Annotated in this window: 21 protein-coding genes; 12 read left to right on the top strand and 9 right to left on the bottom strand. The window is 30.1% G+C overall.

The features are described 5' to 3' along the window. Positions 1 to 611: ATP-dependent metallopeptidase FtsH/Yme1/Tma family protein (locus tag ABI549_RS09950; RefSeq protein WP_348076307.1), on the bottom strand; the 611-nt coding region annotated here is incomplete at its 3' end. An 11-nt stretch (positions 612 to 622) separates the two neighbouring features. Further along, on the bottom strand, positions 623 to 994 hold the full coding sequence (gene rsfS / locus ABI549_RS09945; RefSeq protein WP_011962763.1) for a ribosome silencing factor: 372 nt from the start codon (positions 992 to 994) through the stop codon (positions 623 to 625). Between the two features lie 95 nt (positions 995 to 1,089). Between rsfS and ABI549_RS09940 the strand changes: the two genes are divergently transcribed. Further along, positions 1,090 to 1,821, top strand: coding sequence for a biotin--[acetyl-CoA-carboxylase] ligase (locus tag ABI549_RS09940; protein WP_348076306.1), 732 nt, complete (start codon positions 1,090 to 1,092; stop codon positions 1,819 to 1,821). 58 nt (positions 1,822 to 1,879) lie between these two features. Here the strand turns inward: ABI549_RS09940 and ABI549_RS09935 are convergent, their stop codons facing one another. Both ABI549_RS09935 and pyrE read right to left on the bottom strand, forming a co-directional pair. Further along, on the bottom strand, positions 1,880 to 2,272 hold the full coding sequence (locus ABI549_RS09935) for an SRPBCC family protein (protein WP_348076305.1): 393 nt from the start codon (positions 2,270 to 2,272) through the stop codon (positions 1,880 to 1,882). Between the two features lie 73 nt (positions 2,273 to 2,345). Then, positions 2,346 to 2,993 carry an orotate phosphoribosyltransferase gene (pyrE, locus tag ABI549_RS09930; RefSeq protein WP_348076304.1) on the bottom strand — a complete coding sequence of 216 codons (648 nt, stop codon included), beginning with the start codon at positions 2,991 to 2,993 and terminating at the stop codon, positions 2,346 to 2,348. Positions 2,994 to 3,000: 7 nt separating this feature from the next. Here pyrE and ABI549_RS09925 point away from each other — a divergent pair, with 7 nt between their 5' ends. Together ABI549_RS09925 and ABI549_RS09920 are read left to right on the top strand one after the other, a co-directional pair. Next, the gene (locus ABI549_RS09925; protein ID WP_348076303.1) at positions 3,001 to 3,609 is read left to right on the top strand and encodes an NUDIX domain-containing protein; all 609 of its coding nucleotides are present in this window, start codon (positions 3,001 to 3,003) and stop codon (positions 3,607 to 3,609) included. A 45-nt stretch (positions 3,610 to 3,654) separates the two neighbouring features. Continuing rightward, positions 3,655 to 5,004 (top strand): DEAD/DEAH box helicase, encoded by a 1,350-nt coding sequence (locus tag ABI549_RS09920; protein WP_348076302.1) that lies wholly within the window; start codon positions 3,655 to 3,657, stop codon positions 5,002 to 5,004. 6 nt (positions 5,005 to 5,010) lie between these two features. Here ABI549_RS09920 and ABI549_RS09915 read toward each other — a convergent pair whose 3' ends face one another. Continuing rightward, positions 5,011 to 5,394, bottom strand: coding sequence for a response regulator (locus ABI549_RS09915; protein WP_348076301.1), 384 nt, complete (start codon positions 5,392 to 5,394; stop codon positions 5,011 to 5,013). Beyond that, positions 5,391 to 8,336 carry a PAS domain-containing protein gene (locus ABI549_RS09910; protein ID WP_348076300.1) on the bottom strand — a complete coding sequence of 982 codons (2,946 nt, stop codon included), beginning with the start codon at positions 8,334 to 8,336 and terminating at the stop codon, positions 5,391 to 5,393. Before ABI549_RS09910 ends, ABI549_RS09915 begins: the two co-directional genes overlap by 4 nt. A 144-nt stretch (positions 8,337 to 8,480) precedes the next feature. Here ABI549_RS09910 and ABI549_RS09905 point away from each other — a divergent pair, with 144 nt between their 5' ends. Genes ABI549_RS09905 through ABI549_RS09885 form a run of 5 tightly spaced genes read left to right on the top strand, consistent with a single transcriptional unit; the run spans position 8,481 to position 13,992 of the window. After that, entirely contained in the window at positions 8,481 to 9,827 is a 1,347-nt protein-coding gene (locus tag ABI549_RS09905; protein WP_348076299.1) for a DEAD/DEAH box helicase, read from the top strand. A gap of 27 nt (positions 9,828 to 9,854) precedes the next feature. Next, positions 9,855 to 11,774 (top strand): BatA and WFA domain-containing protein, encoded by a 1,920-nt coding sequence (locus ABI549_RS09900; protein WP_348076298.1) that lies wholly within the window; start codon positions 9,855 to 9,857, stop codon positions 11,772 to 11,774. Then, positions 11,771 to 13,024, top strand: a complete 1,254-nt coding sequence (locus tag ABI549_RS09895) for a dihydroorotase (RefSeq protein ID WP_348076297.1) — start codon at positions 11,771 to 11,773, stop codon at positions 13,022 to 13,024. Before ABI549_RS09900 ends, ABI549_RS09895 begins: the two co-directional genes overlap by 4 nt. 1 nt (position 13,025) lies before the next feature. Then, positions 13,026 to 13,346: a hypothetical protein gene (locus tag ABI549_RS09890; protein ID WP_348076296.1), complete on the top strand. Its 321-nt coding sequence runs from the start codon at positions 13,026 to 13,028 to the stop codon at positions 13,344 to 13,346. Positions 13,347 to 13,350: 4 nt separating this feature from the next. Continuing rightward, a complete protein-coding gene (locus ABI549_RS09885) occupies positions 13,351 to 13,992 on the top strand; it encodes an alpha/beta fold hydrolase (RefSeq protein ID WP_348076295.1) in 642 nt (213 codons plus the stop codon). 28 nt (positions 13,993 to 14,020) lie between these two features. Here the strand turns inward: ABI549_RS09885 and coaD are convergent, their stop codons facing one another. The 3 genes from coaD to ABI549_RS09870 are packed head-to-tail and all read right to left on the bottom strand — an operon-like array spanning position 14,021 to position 16,096. Beyond that, on the bottom strand, positions 14,021 to 14,476 hold the full coding sequence (gene coaD / locus ABI549_RS09880; RefSeq protein WP_348076294.1) for a pantetheine-phosphate adenylyltransferase: 456 nt from the start codon (positions 14,474 to 14,476) through the stop codon (positions 14,021 to 14,023). Further along, positions 14,476 to 15,093 carry a zinc-ribbon domain-containing protein gene (locus ABI549_RS09875; RefSeq protein WP_348076293.1) on the bottom strand — a complete coding sequence of 206 codons (618 nt, stop codon included), beginning with the start codon at positions 15,091 to 15,093 and terminating at the stop codon, positions 14,476 to 14,478. The genes coaD and ABI549_RS09875 overlap by 1 nt, the downstream gene beginning before the upstream one ends. 16 nt (positions 15,094 to 15,109) lie before the next feature. After that, positions 15,110 to 16,096 carry a D-alanine--D-alanine ligase gene (locus tag ABI549_RS09870; protein ID WP_348076292.1) on the bottom strand — a complete coding sequence of 329 codons (987 nt, stop codon included), beginning with the start codon at positions 16,094 to 16,096 and terminating at the stop codon, positions 15,110 to 15,112. A 92-nt stretch (positions 16,097 to 16,188) separates the two neighbouring features. Here ABI549_RS09870 and ABI549_RS09865 point away from each other — a divergent pair, with 92 nt between their 5' ends. From ABI549_RS09865 to ABI549_RS09850, 4 genes are read left to right on the top strand one after another with little or no spacing between them, the layout of a single operon-like run. Beyond that, positions 16,189 to 16,803: a PASTA domain-containing protein gene (locus ABI549_RS09865; protein WP_348076291.1), complete on the top strand. Its 615-nt coding sequence runs from the start codon at positions 16,189 to 16,191 to the stop codon at positions 16,801 to 16,803. After that, positions 16,803 to 17,849 (top strand): RluA family pseudouridine synthase, encoded by a 1,047-nt coding sequence (locus ABI549_RS09860; protein ID WP_348076290.1) that lies wholly within the window; start codon positions 16,803 to 16,805, stop codon positions 17,847 to 17,849. Before ABI549_RS09865 ends, ABI549_RS09860 begins: the two co-directional genes overlap by 1 nt. 9 nt (positions 17,850 to 17,858) lie before the next feature. Continuing rightward, entirely contained in the window at positions 17,859 to 18,989 is a 1,131-nt protein-coding gene (locus ABI549_RS09855) for a DUF3667 domain-containing protein (protein WP_348076289.1), read from the top strand. Further along, positions 18,989 to 20,017, top strand: a complete 1,029-nt coding sequence (locus ABI549_RS09850; RefSeq protein ID WP_348076288.1) for a M28 family metallopeptidase — start codon at positions 18,989 to 18,991, stop codon at positions 20,015 to 20,017. Before ABI549_RS09855 ends, ABI549_RS09850 begins: the two co-directional genes overlap by 1 nt. Positions 20,018 to 20,195: the final 178 nt, after the last annotated feature.

Genomic DNA, 20,195 nt, shown 5'->3' with positions numbered 1-20,195 from the left:
TGTATTTCTTCTTTTGCGCCTTCTAATCCAGCTACGTCTTTGAAAGTTGTTTTAATATCTGTCTTCTCATCAAACAGTTTTGCTTTAGATTTTCCGATACTAAATATCTGACCGCCACCTCCGCCAGAACCACCGCCTGACATACGTCGCATCATATAAATCCAAAAACCAATAAGCAGAATAATAGGCAAGAATCCTACTAAATCTGTCCATTCACTTGATGTTTTATATTCGAATGAGTTTAACTTATGGGCTTTTTGAGCTTCATCTAATTTTGCTTGAAAATTTTCAGAATTATTAGCAATTTGAAAAGTGTAATGTGGTCCAAGATTTGGTTTTTGTAACAAATCCAGTTTAGGTATTTTTGAATGCACTTTTTCAGCTAAAGCTTCTTTTTTTAGATAAACTTCGACTGTTTTATCGTTTACAATTTCTACTTTTTCTACTTGATTTGCATTCAAATACTCATAGAATTTGGACACTGAAGTTTTTGTAGGTTCAACCCAACGAGATTGACCAGAAAACCACATAGTAATGAAAATAGCTGTAATAACACCGTAAATCCACCAGGGATTAAACTTGAAATTATTCTTTTTTATCTCTTTAGACATAAATACTTTATTTAATATTTGTTTTCAATAGTTGTGATTTTTGCATCACCCCAAAGACTTTCAATGTCATAATATTCACGAATATGTTTTTGAAAAACATGAACTACAATGTGAACATAATCCATTAGAACCCAATCCGCAACATCTGATCCTTCTACGTGCCAAGGTTTGTCTTTTAGTTCTTTTGAAACTACTTTCTGAATAGAATTTACAATTGCATTTACTTGTGTATTCGAATTTCCGTTACAAATTACAAAATAATCACAAACTGTATTTTCTAATGCTCTTAAATCAAGAATTGTTATATCGTTACCTTTTACTTCTTCTATTCCCTTGATAATGTTTGCTAACAAAACATCATTATTAATTTCTTTTTTAGCCATCTAATTTTTAAAATATTTTTACAAAGTTATTCATTTTTGTGCTTATTTTGGTGGTAAATAAATGTTAATTGTAATATAGTTATAAAAAACCACCTATGAAGTTAATCAAACTCGATGCCATAGATTCTACTAATGATTTCCTAAAAGGATTATCACAAAAAGAAAGCTTAGAAAATTATACCGTTGTTACTGCAAAATACCAAACAAAAGGCAAAGGACAAATGGGTTCTAACTGGGCCTCAGAAGACAATAAAAATCTAATAACCAGTATTTTAATAAAGGAAAGCATTACTAGTATAAATGAAATTTTTAATCTAAATATTATTGTTACTGTGAGTGTTATTCAAGTGTTAAATAAGCTAAAGATTAACCTTTTGAATATAAAATGGCCTAACGACATTATGTCAGAAAATAAAAAAATCTCTGGCATACTTATAGAAAATAGTATTAAAGAAAACGGAAAAATAGAATCTATCGTAGGAATTGGATTGAATGTAAACCAAACCAACTTCGGAAATTTACCAAAAGCCTCTTCTTTAAAGAATATTATGCATCAAGATTTTGATATTGACACTATTCTAGAAAATATTGTTACTAAACTTGAAAACAACGTTGAGAAACTAAAAAACAATAAGATTAATTCTTTTTGGAAAGAATACGAAAATTATTTGTTTAAAAAAGGTAAACCAACTCTTTTTGAAGATGCAAACCAACTGCGATTTATGGGAATTATAAATAGTGTAACTCGCAACGGACAACTAGAAGTTTTGTTAGAAGATGATAGTGTAAGATATTTTGAAGTAAAAGAAATTACGATGATTTATTAAACAAAAAACTTCTGAAAAATTCAGAAGTTTTTTGTTATTTGTTTTAAAATCTTATTGATTACAATTTAACCATATTTTCACTCAAAGTCTCAATAAACTTACTTATTGGTCCTTTTATCATCATGGCCATCATAGCATTAAATTCACCATCAAAAAGCAATTGTACTTCTGTAGCATCTGAAGCAAGTTCTTTAATATTTGCAGTTAATGTAAACGGTAATTTATCACTTGCTGCACCTAAAACGATTTGAGAATTGGCATTTTTCTCTTTCATTTTAAGTTTGATTTCTGGCATCCCTTTTAATCCAAAAATAAAAGCATTTTCATCTAACACTTCAAATTTTGCAATATTATCAGGCATTAATTTTTCGAAATTTTTAACTTGACTTAATTCATTAAAAATATATTCAGCACTTTTTTGTACAGTAACTTTTTGGCTTTCTAAATTCATTATTAGATTGTTAGATTGTTAGACTTCTTAGATTGTTAGATTTTGCTCATTCCGAAAAACGATTAACCTTTTTTTAAACTTCAACATTCCATTCAGATGGACTTTTTCTCCATTCTTGAAGCAAATCTTGCTCGTTTCTTGTAATGTATTCTTTAGCAACAGCGAATTCTAATAGACTTTCGTAATTACTTAGTGTATACAAATCGATATTTGCGTTGGCAAAATTATCTGTAGCTACTTGAAATCCATAAGAAAAAATAGCTGCCATTCCTTTTACGTTAGCTCCTTCATTACGAAGCGCTTCTACAGCAAGTAAACTACTATTTCCTGTACTAATTAAATCTTCTACGACAATTACATTCTGACCTTTTTGTAAAAAACCTTCTACCTGATTGAGTCTTCCGTGTTTTTTTGCTTCTGGGCGCACATATACAAAAGGAACTCCTAATTCCTGAGCAACCAGAATACCAATCCCTATTGCGCCTGTAGCAACTCCTGCAATAACATCTGGTTTACCAAATTGTTTTTCGATATTTTTAGAAAATTCGTCGCGAATATAATTTCTTATCGCTGGAAACGAGAGAATTATCCTATTGTCACAATAAATAGGAGATTTCCATCCTGAAGCCCATGTAAAAGGATTTTCAGAATTCAATTTAATTGCATTTATTTGTAAAAGCAATTCAGCAGTTTTGCTAGCAGTATCTTTATTAAAAATCATAGTACAAATGTATAAAGTTTTTGTGAACGACAAGCCACTTTTTCTAACAAATGAAATCAAAAAAGAAACTGATTTTAAATTCTTCTTGTTAGAAAGTACCGATATTAATCAGATTATAATCAATTTTTTTCAGAACAAATTACAGCAAGCTTATCTGTATCATCCTGATGAAAAAGAGATTATAAAAACCCTTAAGGCTAAAATCCCTGTTAATAAAGCTGGTGGCGGATTGGTTTATAACAAAAATGGTGCCGTTCTTTTTATTTTTAGAAATGGAAAATGGGATTTACCTAAAGGCGGAATTGAAAAGGGGGAGCTAATTGAAGATACCGCCATTCGTGAAGTAGAAGAAGAAACTGGCGTAACTGGTCTTACCATTACTGGAAAACTGCAAAAAACCTATCACATCTTTAAGCGTAACGGAAAATATAAATTAAAAATAACGCATTGGTACGAAATGAAAACCGATTTCGAAGGAACTCCAACGGGTCAAATTGAAGAAGGAATAGAGAAAGTTGCTTGGCTTAATCCTAATGAAATAAAAGAAGCATTAAAAAATTCATACGAAAACATCAAATTGTTATTTGAAGAAGAAGAAATGATTTCAAAAAAATAGTAATTCATAATTCGCAATTGGTAATTGAAAAGTTATCTTTGCAAAATGAATAACAATCACCATTCCAATAATATATTACTTAATTTAGGTATCGAAAGCCTAAACGAAATGCAAGAAGTTGCTCAAGATGCTATTTTGAACGATAATAATATTTTATTGCTTTCTCCTACAGGTTCGGGTAAAACATTAGCTTTTTTGTTGCCAATTTTCGAAATGTTGCAAGAAAATGTAACTTCAGTACAATGTTTAATTTTAGTTCCATCACGAGAATTAGGTTTGCAAATTGAACAGGTTTGGAAAAAAATGGGAACTTCATATAAGGTAAATGTTTGTTATGGCGGACATTCTATTGATACCGAAATAAAAAACCTAAGTAATCCACCAGCAGTTCTTATAGGAACACCAGGTAGAATTGCAGATCATATAGACAGAGGAACTTTTAGTGTAGATACTATTCAAACCTTAATATTAGATGAATTTGATAAATCCCTACAATTGGGTTTTCATGAGCAAATGTCATTTATAATTAATCGATTACCCAAATTAAACAAACGAGTTTTAGTTTCCGCTACATCTGATATTGAAATCCCGAAATACACACGAGTTATCAATCCAACTGTTTTAGATTTTATTCCCACGGAAGAAGAAAAAACAAATCTTTCGATGAAAATGGTAGTTTCTAAAGACAAGGATAAGATTGGTAGTTTATTTAATTTAATTTGTTCTTTAAAATCTGAATCAGCTATTATTTTTTGTAACCATCGTGATGCTGCCGAGAGAATTAGTGACACGCTAAACGAAAAAGGAATTTATGCCACGTATTATCATGGCGGAATGGATCAAGACGAACGAGAACGTGCCTTAATCCAATTTAGAAATGGAAGTGTGAGTTATTTAATTACTACTGATTTAGCTGCTCGAGGATTAGATATTCCCGAAATGAAACATGTTATTCATTATCATTTACCTGCAAAAGAAGACGAATTTATACACAGAAACGGACGGACTGCTAGAATGCTAGCTTCTGGAACTTCTTATATTTTGATACACGAAAGTGAGAAAAAACTAGATTATATAGATTATAAAATGGCCGCTTTGAATGTAGGAAATTCGACTTCGTTACCTAAATCACCTGAATTCCAGACAATTTACATTTCTGGAGGAAAGAAAACAAAACTAAACAAAATAGATATTGTAGGTTTCTTTTCTCAAAAAGGAAAACTAGAAAAAGGCGATTTAGGACTGATTGAAGTAAAAGATTTTATTTCTTTTGCAGCCGTAAAATCTAAAAAAGTAAACGATTTGCTAAAAAATATTCGTGACGAAAAAATGAAAGGCAAAAAATTCAAAATTGAAGTTGCGAGGAAAATAATTAAGAAAGAAGAAGAAAATTAAATCTCTCTAAATATTTTCAATAAGCTTGTTTAATTTATCATTATTTATAGGCTTTGAAATAAAATCTTTTACTGTCGAAAATGATTTAGATTTTTCTATATCATTTTTATCTATAGAAGATGACATAATAAAGATATTTAATTTATTTTTATTTGGTAATTTCTCTATTTGTTCAAGAAATTGCCATCCATCTATAACTGGCATATTTATATCTAATAAAATGATACTTGGTAATATGTTATTCTTATCGGAAAGCATTTTTATAACCTCTTCTCCGTTTTTAAAATCGAGAACTTGATCAAAACTCTCATTTTTGACTAATAATTTCTTTAATACAAAAATAAAAATTTTATCGTCATCTACAATATAGGTTAGATTTACTTTTTTCATACAAAATACATATTAAAAGTGGTTCCTTTGTCTAACTCGCTTTCTATTTCTATTCTTCCTCCCATAGATTCTATATGATTTTTTACCATAAAAAGTCCAAGTCCCACTGCGTCTGGATTCCCGTGAAAAGTCTTATACATTCCAAAAACTTTATCCTTATTTTTTATTAAATCTATTCCTATTCCGTTATCTTGAATGGTTAATTTTGTTCGATTTTCAATTATTTCTGCATTTATGTTTATTATTGGATTTCGAGTAGTCGATTTATATTTAATTGCATTAGTAAGCATATTAAAAATAATACTTTCTAAATAAGATTGTGTAGCAATTATTTCTATTTCATCGTCTATTTCTATATTTATTACGGCATCATTTGTAAGAATAATAGCATTTATTCCTAGTATTGCTTTTTTTATTTCGGCTTTTAAATTCAGTTTTATTTTTTCGTTTTTCTCTCCACTTTGTACAGCTACGGTTTCGTTTAGATAAAAAATGGTGTCCGAAAGTTTATTTGTACTTTGCTTAAGCATATCGAAATATTCTTTTTGCTCGTTTGGATCATTAGTATCTTCAAACAAATCGAGAATCATGCTTAAATTACTGGTGTGCGAACGTATATCGTGCGAAACAATATGAGTAAATTTTATTAGCTTTTCATTTTGTTTTACAGTTATTTCATATAATCTGTTTTTTTCTCTTTCGGCTTCTTTTCTTGCCGAAATATCTCTAGTTATAACTATATACTTAGAACTTTTACCATTTTTATCATATATTACATTTGCTGAATCTTCACGCCAATGATATTGTCCTCTCGAGTCTTTAAATCTAAACTCGTATTTAAGCTCAGTATTCTGTTTAGACAAGTTATATTCAATGTAAGGCCTTACAATTTTTATGTCATCAGGATGAAAATTATTAAAAATATCTTCTGTAGTAAAATTTTCAAAATATTCTTTTGGGTATTGTAGTAATTTTATATAGGAAGGCGATATGTAAGTCAATTTTCCGCTCTCAATTACTAACACACCATCGGAAGTATTTTCGGTAATTAACCTCAATTGTTGTTCACTATCTATTAGTTTATTTTCTATCAATTTCCGTTCATGAATGTCTCTAGATATGATGATATACTTAGAATATTTACTCTTTTTATCATTTTTGTCATATATAACGTTAGCATAATCCTCACGCCAATAATATTCCCCTGATTTTCGTCTAAATCTAAATTCACATTTGAAAGAGGTTATTTTATTCTTAAGATTATTTTCTATAAATTCTTTTGCTCTTTCTTTATCGTCTGGATGCATCACTTCAAAAATTTGATCAGAAGAAATACCAATTAATGTTTCTGGTTCATAACCCATAAACTTAGCATAAGACGGTGACAAATAAGTTACTTTTTCATCTTCCATAATAACAAAACCATCAGATGAATTTTCTGTTATTAATCGGAGTTGGTATTCGCTTTGTCTTAGTTTTTCTTGATTTTCATTCAAACTTTTTTCGATTTCTTTTCTCTTTTCTTCTTCAATTGCTAAGCTTAAAAAATCTGCTAATGATCTCCCAAAAGAAACATCGTTTTCACTCCAAACTCTAGGATCATCTCGGTGTTCACAACATAATACACCATAAAGCTTTCCATTTTCTCTGACGGGTATATCTAACATATCTGTGATTCCTGATGGAATTAAATAATTATCTACAAGCTCTGAAGTAGCATCATTTGTTAGAACATCATCAGCAATAATTGCCGTTTGATTCTTTATTGCTTCAATATATTTAGGCAATTCTCTAATATTTAACTTTTGATTATTTGTATGTATATTCTTTATTTTATCAAATAAATTTTTACAAACCAATTGATTCCCTTCTATTTCCCAATAACTTGCTCTATCTATTGTAAGCCCTTCGGCAGCAATTATTGTTATATAATTTATTTTTTCTTTTATGCTTAAATCGATTGTGTTTGCGTATAGTTTTATTAATAATTTATTTTGCAAATCGATTGCTTTTTGTTTATTTATTATTTCTAGTTCTTTTTCTTTTTCTTGAGTGATATCTCTAGCTATTGTAACTGCTCGAAAAGCATGACCAGATGCGTCATACTGAATATTCATAATATCCTCACGCCACATGTATTCACCATTTTTTTTCCGGCACCTAAACACATATTTTGTTGAAGATATTTTTTTATTTGCAGCACCATAAATACAATCTATAACTCTTTTTTTATCATCCGGATGAGTTAGTTCGAACATATCAATACTATGACTATTTCTTTTTTCTTCCTCAGATAAATCAATCATTTTTAAATAAGTAGCTGATGCAAAAACTAAAACATTATTTTCTATAATATAAATTCCGTCAGAAATATTTTCTGATATAAATTTGAATCTATCCTCTCCGTCTAATAATTTTTTTTCAGCTATTCTTTTCTTATTTTCTTCAAGAAGTAACATAAAAAAATCTATTACCGATTGTGCAAATAAAATATCATTTTCTGACCATTCTTTGTTACTTGTGTGTTCGCAACATAAAATTCCTGTAAGTTTTCCATTTTCCCAAATAGGTAAATTGAGTATACTTTTTATATTTAATGGGATAAGATACGCGACTGCCAAATCTTTAGTTAAACTATTCTGTTGTGCATCATTAGCGATTATACTTACTCCTTTTTGAACTGCATCAAAATAATTTGGTATGTCAGATTTCAACAAATCAGGTTGTTTTATAAATGATTCGCTTTTAGAATCATATAAAATTTTAGATTTTAATTTATCCTTTTCAAACCCCCAAATACTTGCTCTAGATATATTTAACCCAGAAGTAATTTCTTTCGTCATTACTTTATGTGAATTTTCGAAAGAATCAAAATTCAAAAAAGACGATTTGTATAATTTTAGTAATATTTCGAATTGTTGAATAGAAAAATTGTTACTCATATTCAAAAAGGATAATTTATAAATTTAAATATCTATGACTAATATACTACATTTTAAATTAAAAATATCTTTTTTCCGACGAAGTACACTTATTTATTGATGAATATTAAGTTTAAAGAATACCTTTGCACAAAATAAAATAAAATGGCATCATTCGAGCAGTTTAATCTTCCTAAATCGGTACAAAAAGCATTAAACGAATTACAGTTAACAACACCAACACCTATTCAGGAAAAATCTTTTTCTGTAATCATGTCTGGTCGTGATATGATGGGAATTGCACAAACTGGAACGGGTAAAACTTTTGCCTATCTTTTGCCTTTATTAAAACAATATACATTTACGAATACTAATACACCTAAAATTGTAATTCTTGTTCCAACTCGTGAATTAGTTGTTCAAGTAGTAGAAGAAGTTGAAAAATTAACGAAATATATGTCCGTTTCAACATTAGGAATATATGGTGGTGTAAACATAAATACACAAAAAAAACAAGTTTACGAAGGTGTCGATATTTTAGTTGGAACACCTGGACGCGTAATGGATTTAGCACTTGATGCAGTAATTCGTTTCGATGACACACAAAAATTAGTTATTGATGAATTTGACGAAATGCTAAATCTTGGTTTCCGAGTTCAAATTACTTCGATTCTTGCAATGTTGAGAACCAAACGCCAAAACATATTATTTTCAGCCACAATGACTGATGAAGTTGATGCCATCTTGAACGATTATTTCGATTTTCCAGAAGAAGTTTCGCTTGCCATGTCTGGAACTCCTTTAGAAAAAATACAACAACTGTCTTATAATGTTCCTAATTTTAATACCAAAGTTAACTTACTAAAACATTTACTGCACACAAATGAGGAAATGTCACGTATTTTAGTTTTTGTAAACAATAAGAAAATTGCCGACATGCTTCACGAAAGAATCGAGGCAGATTTTCCAGACCAGTTTGGCGTAATTCACTCTAATAAATCTCAAAATTATCGTTTAACTACGATGGCAACTTTCCAAGAAGGCGACTTGCGAGGTTTAATTACCACCGATATTATGGCTCGTGGTCTAGACATTTCGAACATTACACACGTTATAAACTTTGAAGCACCTGAGCTTCCAGAGCAATATATTCACCGTATTGGTCGTACTGGTCGTGCTGATGCAAGCGGAATCGCTATAAGTTTTATTGCACCTCGTGAAGAAGAAATAAAATTTGGAGCAGAGGTTTTGATGGGCAAAGAAATTGCAATTCTAGATTTACCAGAAGAAGTAGAAATTTCTAAACTACTTATTGGTCCAGAAAAAGAGAAAGAAGTCGTGAAGTTTTTACTTAAAAAAGTGAAACTAGAAGGTGGCGCTTCTCATCACGAAAAATCAGAGAAAAACAAAAAAGTAAATTTAGGTGGACCATCTAAAACCAAGAAAAAAACAGGAACTTCTGTTAATAGAAATATTTTAAAAACTAGAGCAGCAAAGAAGAAGAAAAAATAATTATCTTTGAAAAACCATTCGAACTAAATGCAATTCAAACATCCAGAAATTCTCTATTTCCTTTTCTTATTGGTTATTCCAATTCTGGTACATTTATTCCAATTAAGACGTTTTAAAAAAGAGTATTTTACCAATGTAAAATTCCTTAAAGAACTCTCTATTCAAACCCGAAAAAGTTCAAAAATAAAGAAATGGTTATTGTTAGCCACACGATTATTGCTACTTACTTTTCTGATTTTTGCTTTTGCTCAACCTTTTTTTAAAGCGAAAGACAGCGAAAACACCAACAACGAATTATTTGTTGTTTTAGATAATTCTTATAGTATGCAAGCCAAAGGTCAAAAAGGCGAATTGCTAAAACGTGCTGTGCAAGATTTATTAGAATTTGCGCCTCAAAACAGTAATTTTTCAATCATTACTAATGATGAAAATTATTGGAACACCAATATAAATGCGATTGAAAAAGATTTACAAAACATAAAATATAGCGCCATTCCGTTTTCTTTAGAAACGGCTTTAACCAAAATAAAATCTAGAAAAACTTTTGTAAACAAAGATATTGTTGTCATTACCGATGCAATTGGAATGAATAAAAATCATTTAAAAAGCAACGAGAAAACTTATTTTATTATTCCAGAAGCAGAACAACTAAAAAACATCGCGATAGATAGTGTTTATTTAGCCCAAACTTTAGATAATTTCTACGAAATATCAGTTCAATTTTCTTCCAATTTTGAGGAGAAAAAAACGATTCCTGTTTCAGTTTACAACCAAAAAGATTTAATTGCTAAAACAATTTTGAATCTCAAAAAAAACAAAGAAACCATCAATTTCATGATTCCAAAAGCAGATTTTAATGGTTATGTAAGTATCAATGATAATAGTTTGGCTTTCGATAATACTTTATATTTTTCTATTTCTGAACCAAAAATAACGAATGTTCTAAGTATTGGTGTAACCGAAAAAAGTGATTTTTTATCCCGAATTTATACCAAACCAGAATTTAATTATTCCAATTCACTAATTACAACTTTAGATTATAGCCAACTGAACAAACAAGATGCCATTATCTTAAACGAATTAGATAATATTCCTGTGGCGTTGCAGACTAATTTGAAATCATTTGTTGCTAAAGGAGGAAATGTCATTTTGATTCCGTCAGAAAAAAATGAAATTGCTAATTTAAATTCATTTTTAAATAATTTTGGTCAAATTCAGTTTTCAAACCTTCAAAATCAAGAAAAGAAAATCACTAAAATAAACTTTTCGAATCCGTTATTTTCAAATGTTTTTGAGAAGAAAATTACTAATTTTCAATATCCAAATACGCTACAATCATTTGTAGTAAAAAGTAATGCGTCACAAGCGATAACTTATGATGATCAAAGTGCTTTTTTAACATCCATACAAAAACAAATGGGTGCCTTATTTGTTTTTTCGGCACCCATAAATAAGACAAATAGTAATTTTCAGAATTCGCCACTAATTGTGCCTACTTTTTACAAAATGGCAATGAATACCGATAAAAATGGTGTCAAATATGGAACTATTGGCAATACCAATCCATTTCTAATTACAGCCAATACAAATACTAACGAAATTATTTCTATCAGAAATCCTTCAGAAGAATTTATACCATCACAACAAATAATGTCCGATAAAATTAAAATTTCTTGTGCAGATAATCCAACTTTAGCAGGGAATTTTGAAGTTATTCAAAGTAAAAAAAACATCGGAAATATTAGTTTTAATTTTGACAGAAAAGAAAGTAACCTGACTCTTCCAAGTGACGAAACTTTAGCCGATTTGAATGTTATTTCTAGTATCGAATCCTTTTTTGATACTATTCAAATAAGCAGAACCGATAGCCAAGTTTGGAAATGGTTTCTTATTTTTACCCTATTATTTTTACTACTTGAACTATTTATACAAAAATTTGTAAAATGAATTTAATACTCAAAGCAGCACGAATTATTGATACTAAAAACACTTTGCACAATCAAGTTGTGGATATACAAATTAGTAACGGAATTATCCAAAAAATAGCTTCAAATATTGAAAATAACGAAGATTTTGAAGAAATAAAATTAGATAATTTACACGTTTCTCAAGGTTGGTTTGATACGAGTGTTTCTCTTGGCGAACCTGGCTTTGAAGACAGAGAAACGATTGCAAACGGATTACAAGTAGCTGCAAAATATGGGTTTACAGGAATTGCATTACAACCCAACTCCTTCCCGATATTAGACAATCAATCACAAATAAATTTTGTAAAACAAAAAGCAAACGGTTTTGCAACTGAACTTTTTCCTATAGGCGCATTAACCCAGAAAAGTGAAGGAAATGATTTGGCAGAACTTTTTGATATGAAAAATTCGGGAGCGATTGCTTTTGGTGATTATAACAAGAGTTTAGACAATGCAAATTTGCTTAAATTAAGTTTACAATATACCCAAGATTTCGACGGATTAGTAATCGCATTCTCTCAAGATAATACTATAAAAGGCAAAGGAATGGTTCATGAAGGAATCGTTTCGACCATGTTGGGACTGAAAGGAATTCCGTCACTTGCAGAAGAATTAATCATTGCCAGAAATCTTTTTATCCTAGAATATACAGGCGGAAAATTACATATTCCGACTATTTCTAGTGCAAAATCTGTTGCATTAATAAAAGATGCTAAAGCCAAAGGATTACAAGTCACTTGTAGCGTTTCGGTTCATAATTTAACATTAATCGATGTAGCAATTGAAGGTTTTGATACACGTTATAAAGTTTTGCCTCCACTTAGAACCGAAGAAGATAGAAAAGCATTGATTGCAGGAATTCTAGATCATACTATTGATTGTATTACATCAGACCACAATCCTATTGATATTGAAAACAAAAAAATGGAATTTGACAAAGCAAAATACGGAACTATTGGTTTAGAAAGTGCTTTTGGAGCTTTACAAACCATATTACCAACTGAGATTATTATTGAAAAATTAATCGCTGGTAGAACTGTTTTTGGTCAAGAAGCTGTTTCAATTATTGAAGGACAAAAAGCAAATATTACCTTATTTAATCCCGAAGGAGAGTCAATCTTTAGAGAAGGAAATATCTTATCAAAATCTAAAAATTCCGCTTTTCTTGGTGTAAAAACAAAAGGAAAAATATACGGAATTTACAATCAAGAAAAATTAGTTTTAGCATAAAATGGAAGAGAAAAAAGACGGAAAAACAGCAGCCATATTGAGTTATATTATTTTAATTGGCCCACTAATTGCCTTATCTATAAATTCGGAAAATAAAAATAGTTTTGCCTCATTTCATATCCGACAAGGATTGGGAATTACTATTCTTTTTATAGGTTTGGGTTTAATAATCTCAAACTTCAACAACAGTATGATTCTCATTTCGATGTGGATATTTGTTTCCGTATTAAGCATGTATGGCATGCTAACAGCAGCAAAAGGAGAAATGAAACCTATTCCGCTTTTAGGAAATTATTTTCAGAAATGGTTAAAAAATATTTAAAACAATGACTTTACATCACCTCGTTAGAGAACCAAAAATAAAATTAGAGAAAAATCCATTACTATTATTACTTCATGGTTACGGCAGCAACGAAGAAGATTTATTCTCGTTTGCATCAGAGTTACCTGATCATTATTATGTGATTTCGGCTCGTGCTCCTTACGATTTGCAATATGGAAGTTATGCATGGTATGCTATTGATTTTGATGCTGATGAAAAGAAATTTTCAGATTTAAATCAGGCTCGAAGTTCACGAGATCTAATAGCTAATTTTATTGATGAATTGGTTGCTAATTATCCTATTGATGCTAATAATGTAACTTTAATAGGTTTTAGTCAAGGTTGCATCTTGAGTTATGCTGTGGCATTATCTTATCCTGAAAAAATACAACGAGTAGTAGCTATGAGTGGCTATTTTAATACCGAAATTGCTAAAGAAGGTTTTGAAAATAATGATTTTTCTAACCTTACATTTTTTGCTTCTCACGGTTCTGTAGATCAAGTAGTTCCTGTAGATTGGGCAAGAAAAGCTAAACCTTTATTAGATAGTTTAGGAATTGAAAACGTGTACAAAGAATATCCTATTGGTCACGGGATTTCGCCACAAAACTTTTATGATTTTAAGAGTTGGTTAGAAAAAGTTTAATCGTTAGTTTTTATGAATACTACAATTTTTATTTTACTCTAACAGCATCAGGGACTAAAACTTTATAATCTCCGCCATTTCTAATTACGTCTCGAACAATGCTCGAACTTATAAATGATGTGCTTGCGGCGGTTAGCAGGAAAATTGTTTCTATTTTAGATAATCTTCTGTTTGTATGTGCAATGGCTTTTTCGAATTCAAAATCAGCTGGATTGCGAAGACCACGAAGAATAAATGCAGCATGAAGTTTTTTGCACAAATCGATAGTTAATCCTTCGTAAGTAATGACAGAAACGGAAGGTTCTGATTTAAAAGTTTCTTCGATAAACCGTTTTCGCTCTTCTAGTGAAAACATGTATTTTTTCTCAGAATTTACCCCAATCGCAATAATAATTTCATCAAAAAGAGGAATACTTCTTTTTATAATGTCTAAATGTCCTAAGGTTAAAGGATCAAACGAACCTGGAAATATGGCTTTTCTCATTAGTTACGGTCTATTTGATAAATAAATTTTTCGCCTTTCATCAATTCTATTAATTCTTTTTTAGAATAACCCCAAACTGATTTCGAACTATAATTTTTATCAATATTAATATCATCAATTCCTGTTTCTTGATCTGTTTCCATGTTATTAGCAAGACAAAAAACACTGTCTTTTGTAACTTTTTGTACTTTCATACAAGAATAAAATCCTTCGCTTGCTTTAAAATGGTATAAATCACCCACTTTCGGGTTTTTAATAAAAAATTTTTCGTCATCATCTTGTTTGTTATTGTAATACATAACAGACATTGTGATTGTTGCGATTATAAACAATCCACTAAAAAACCATATTGGTGTTTTTACTGGATTAAAATCTTGCTCTTTCTTAAATTTCTGTTTTACAGATTCCTCAAGATTTTTAATTTCATATGTAGATTTACAACTGTTACATTCTACAACATTTATTCTTCCAATTGGAAAAATTGGTATCCAATACAAATGAGCATATTTACCAAAAACAGAATAATTCATATCTGTATTTATTGCACAATGTGGACAAGAAATATTTTTAATTTTTCCGCTTTTTAAATTTGATGATCTTGTTCCGTAAAATATCATATCTTTTTATTTTTAACTATTTCTTCCATATTCGCTTTCTACTCAAAGCCAATGCAATTTCGTTATCTAACATTTCGCTCATATTCATATTTGCATAAGCTGCTTGTTGCGGAAATATACTTTGTGGTGACAATCCTGGATTGGTATTTATTTCGATAAAATGTGGAATGCCGTTCATGATAATAAAATCGGTTCTAGAGAAACCAGACATTCCTAGCGAATCATATATTTTCTTAGCAGATTCAATAACCAATGATTCTTCTTCTTTTGAAATTCGTGCTGGCGTGATTTCTTCGGATTTACCTAAATATTTAGCTTCATAATCGAAGAAATCATTCTGAGAAAGTATTTCGGTAATACCTAAAACTTTGGTTTCGCCTTTATAATTTAAAACCCCAACCGAAACTTCTGTTCCGTTAAGATATGATTCTATCAAGATTTCGTTATCTTCTGCAAAAGCAAATTCAAGTGCTTTTTCTAATTGATCTAAAACATCAACTTTAGAAACACCTAAACTACTTCCTGACTGATTTGGTTTTACAAAAAATGGCAAACCAAGTTCTGCTTTTATTTTACTTCCATCAATAACATCTCCTTTTCGCAAATAAATCGATTTGGCTTTTGGAATATTAAATTTAGTTAAAACTGATAAAGTATCACGTTTGTTAAATGTTAATGCAGACTGGTAAAAATTACAACCTGTATAAGCAACATCCATAAGTTCCCAATAGGATTGCAAATGTCCGTCTTCGCCAGGCGTGCCATGAACAGTGTTTACAGCAACATCAAACTTTGTTGTAATATTATCTTTAGTAAAAGAGAAATCGGCTTTATTTATTGGGTATTTTTCTCCATCAATAATGACCGACCAATCGTTTGGAAGTATGTGGACTTCGAAGATATTGTACTTCGATTTGTCTAAATTATTTAAAATTAACTGTCCACTTCTTAACGAGATTACACTTTCGTCAGAATATCCTCCCATAACCACTGCTACATTCATCTAAAAAAGAATTAAATTACTTAACAAAATTATCATTTTTTTTCGAATGAAAACACTTTACAATTTTATTATCTTTGTCAAAATACATTTTTATGAGTTTCAAGAAATTTTTATTCAGTTTTACATTTATCAAGCAATTACTTATTGCAATTACCATAGTGTGTGCAACACTTTATTTGTTCATCGTTTGGATAGGTTTTACCACAAATCATGGACAAGAAATTATTGTTCCTAATTTGAGTAAACTAACCCTAGAACAAGCTGAAGACAAGCTAAGTGAGCTCGATTTAGATTACGAATTACTAGATACGGTAGATTATAATGCAGATTATCCGAAACTATCGATAGTACAACAAGATCCGAATCCGGGAGAAAAAGTAAAACAAAATAGAGTAATTTACTTAAAAATAAACTCAACAGGTTATTCGAAAGTACGTATTCCAGATTTGATTCAGAAAACTTATCGTCAAGCCGTGCCAACACTCGCAGCATTAGGACTTGAAGTAGGAGATACAAGTTATGTTCCTAATCTTGCAAAAGATATGATATTAGAAATGAAAATGAACGGGCAGCCTGTAAAAGCAGGTCAGCAAGTGCTGAAAATGACAAAAGTCGATTTGGTTCTTGGTGACGGAAAAATAGGTTTTGAAGAAGAAGAATTAAACAATTCTGAAAATGACAGTATTAAAAACGATTTAAAACAATAATGAACGAAGATATAAAGACCGACAACGACGGACTAGACGAAGAATTATTTGAACACTATAAGTTTGTTGCCACAAAAGGACAATCTATTCTTAGAATAGACAAATATTTGATGCATTTGTTAGAAAATGCAACCAGAAATAAAATACAACAAGCGGCAACATCAGGAAATATTTTTGTAAATGATATTCCCGTAAAATCAAATTATAAAGTAAAACCGTTTGATGTGGTTACGATTATGTTATCACATCCACCATTTGAGAACAGAGTAGATCCAGAAGATATTCCGTTAGATATTGTTTATGAAGATGATGCATTATTGCTTATAAACAAGCCTGCGGGATTGGTTGTTCATCCAGGTCACGGAAATTATACAGGAACATTAGTAAATGCATTGGCTTTTCACTTTCAGAATTTACCTCTAAACAGTAGCGAACGTCCAGGATTAGTACATCGTATAGACAAAGATACCACAGGACTTTTAGTTATTGCTAAAACTGAGCAAGCCATGACGCATTTGGCAAAACAATTTGAAAATAAAACTTCCGAAAGAGAATATGTTGCCATAGTTTGGGGAAATGTTCAGAAAGACGAAGGAACTATAGAAGGAAATTTGGCACGACACTTAAAAGACAGAATGCAAATGGCTGTTTTTGCCGACCCAGAAATAGGAAAACCTGCAATAACTCACTATAAAGTTTTAGAACGTTTTGGATATATTACAGTTATATCTTGTAGATTAGAAACAGGAAGAACCCATCAAATTCGTGCACATCTAAAACATATTGGGCATCCTTTATTTAATGATGAACGTTATGGTGGACATTTAATACTAAAAGGAACAACCTTTACAAAATACAAACAATTTATAGACAATTGTTTCAAAATATTACCACGCCAAGCCTTACATGCAAAGACTTTAGGTTTCGAACATCCAACCACAAAAGAATTTATGCGTTTTGATACCGAATTGCCTCAAGATATGAAAGAATGTATCGAAAAATGGCGAACTTATTCGAACACAAATACATTAAACGAAGAAGATTAATTTTTTTATATGAGTAAAAATAGCATAAGAAAAGACAAAACTTGCTTAAATTGTAAACATGTCGTAGAAAATATTTTTTGCCCAAATTGTGGACAAAAAAATGAAGATACTCGTAAAACATTTCATCATTTATTTTTACATTTCTTTGAAGATTTAACTCATTATGAAAATGCTTTTTGGAAAACAATTAGATATTTAATTTTTAACCCTGCTTTACTAACAAAAGAGTATTTATCTGGTAAACGACTTTCTTATCTAGCACCAGTCAGATTATATATATTTATCAGTTTTGTCACCTTTTTCACATTATCTCTTTTTCCAAAAGAAGATTCACATGTTATTAATGTAAAAGAGAAAAAAGAAAAGGAAGAAACTAAAGCAAATATTAAAAAATCTCTTGCTGAAATAACTCATGATAAAGAAAGTAATGATAAAAAACGAACTGCATCTAAAGAAGAATTAAAAATTATTGCGCTTCAAAAAGAGGGAAGATTAACCCAAAAAGAGGCTGATACACTTATAAATTATATAAAGAAATCTAAAGAAAAAGAAAATAGAGCTTTTTATTTTGGTAGTAAAAAATACAAATCCTTAAAACAATTAGATTCTATACAAAAATATGGTAAATCTTCTGAAAAACTACCTTCTATAAGATACTGGTTTACTAAAAAAACGATAGAAATTGGCAAAAAATATTCTATTGATGAATTAAATGAAAAATTTAAAGAATCTTTTTTTCATAATTTCCCAAAAATATTATTCATATATATGCCTATTTTTGCTTTAATTTTATGGCTTTTTCATAATAAAAAAAGATGGTATTATTTTGATCATGGAATATTTACATTACACTACTTTTCATTTTTATTACTACTATCATTAATATACACAATCATTAGTGCATTACTAGCCTTTGTCTTTGGAGAAAATAATAAATATGTAGATTTTATCTTAGGATTTTTACTGTTTACTCAATTTATTTGGGTTATAATTTATTTTTTTAAAGCACATCATAGATTTTATGAAGAAACTAGAACAATTTCATTTATAAAAAGTTTACTTATGTATTTTATAAATATGTTTTTTATATCTTTCATATTATTAATTTTTGTAGTCTTTACTTTTATAAACATTCACTAATGAAGAATAAAATCCTACTATTTGCCTTAGTATCAATTTCAATTACTGGTTGTTCTAGCAAAAAAACAATTACATCTAAAACTCCTGTAGATGTAACCAAATATATAAACTCAATTTCAGTTGAAGATTTAAGAACACACCTATATATCGTAGCTTCAAACGAAATGGAAGGAAGAGAAACCGGATCCGAAGGACAAAAAAAAGCAGGTAAATATCTCATAGAAACTTATACTAAAAATGGAATTTCATTCCCAAAAGGAGCAACTAGTTTTTATCAAAAAATACCAGCGTCATTCATGAATAATGGATACGGAGAAAAGCTACCCGATTCTGAAAATATTTGGGCCTATATAGAAGGTTCTGAGAAACCTAAAGAAGTTCTTGTTATTTCAGCACATTATGATCACATAGGAACAAAAGATGGTGAAGTTTATAATGGTGCCGACGATGATGGTTCAGGAACAGTAGCCTTATTAGAAATTGCTAAAGCTTTTCAAAAAGCAAAAAATGAAGGTCATGGTCCAAAACGTTCCATTCTTTTTCTGCATGTAACAGGAGAAGAGCATGGCTTACATGGTTCTAGATATTACACAGACAACCCCTTATTTCCATTAGCAAATACTATTACTGATATTAATATAGATATGATAGGACGTCGTGATGACTATCATAAAAGTTCTAACAATTATGTTTATATAATTGGTTCCGATTATCTTTCGACCGATTTATATAATGCTTGTGAGGAAGCCAATAAAAAATATGTGAACCTTAATTTAGACTATAAATTTAACGATCGTAGCGATCCTAATCGTTTCTATTATCGTTCAGACCACTACAATTTCGCAAAACACAATATACCATCTGTATTCCTTTTTAATGGAGTACACGAAGATTATCATAAAGCAAGTGATGAAGTAGAAAAAATTGAGTTTGACGCCCTAACAAAAAGAACACAACTCGCTTTCAGCATTGCTTGGGAACTAGCCAATGCAAAATTCAGACCAAAAGTAGATAAGTCTGGAAAATAATTTTTAATACTTTACATTATTTCCTAAACTTTAATTTGACACGAATTACCTTTGTCTGTTAGATCTTTTAGGTATAACTATATAATTTTTTAATGGCGCGTGACCTTCCCAAAAAAGGTCAGGTCGTGCTATTCGCTTATAGTCCTCGCACTTCCTTCGTCAGGCTGTGGGCTAACCG

The sequence above is a fragment of the Flavobacterium sp. genome, assembly GCF_039932285.1.
Classification (GTDB): Bacteria; Bacteroidota; Bacteroidia; order Flavobacteriales; family Flavobacteriaceae; genus Flavobacterium.
This window is presented reverse-complemented; position numbering and strand designations above follow the sequence as displayed.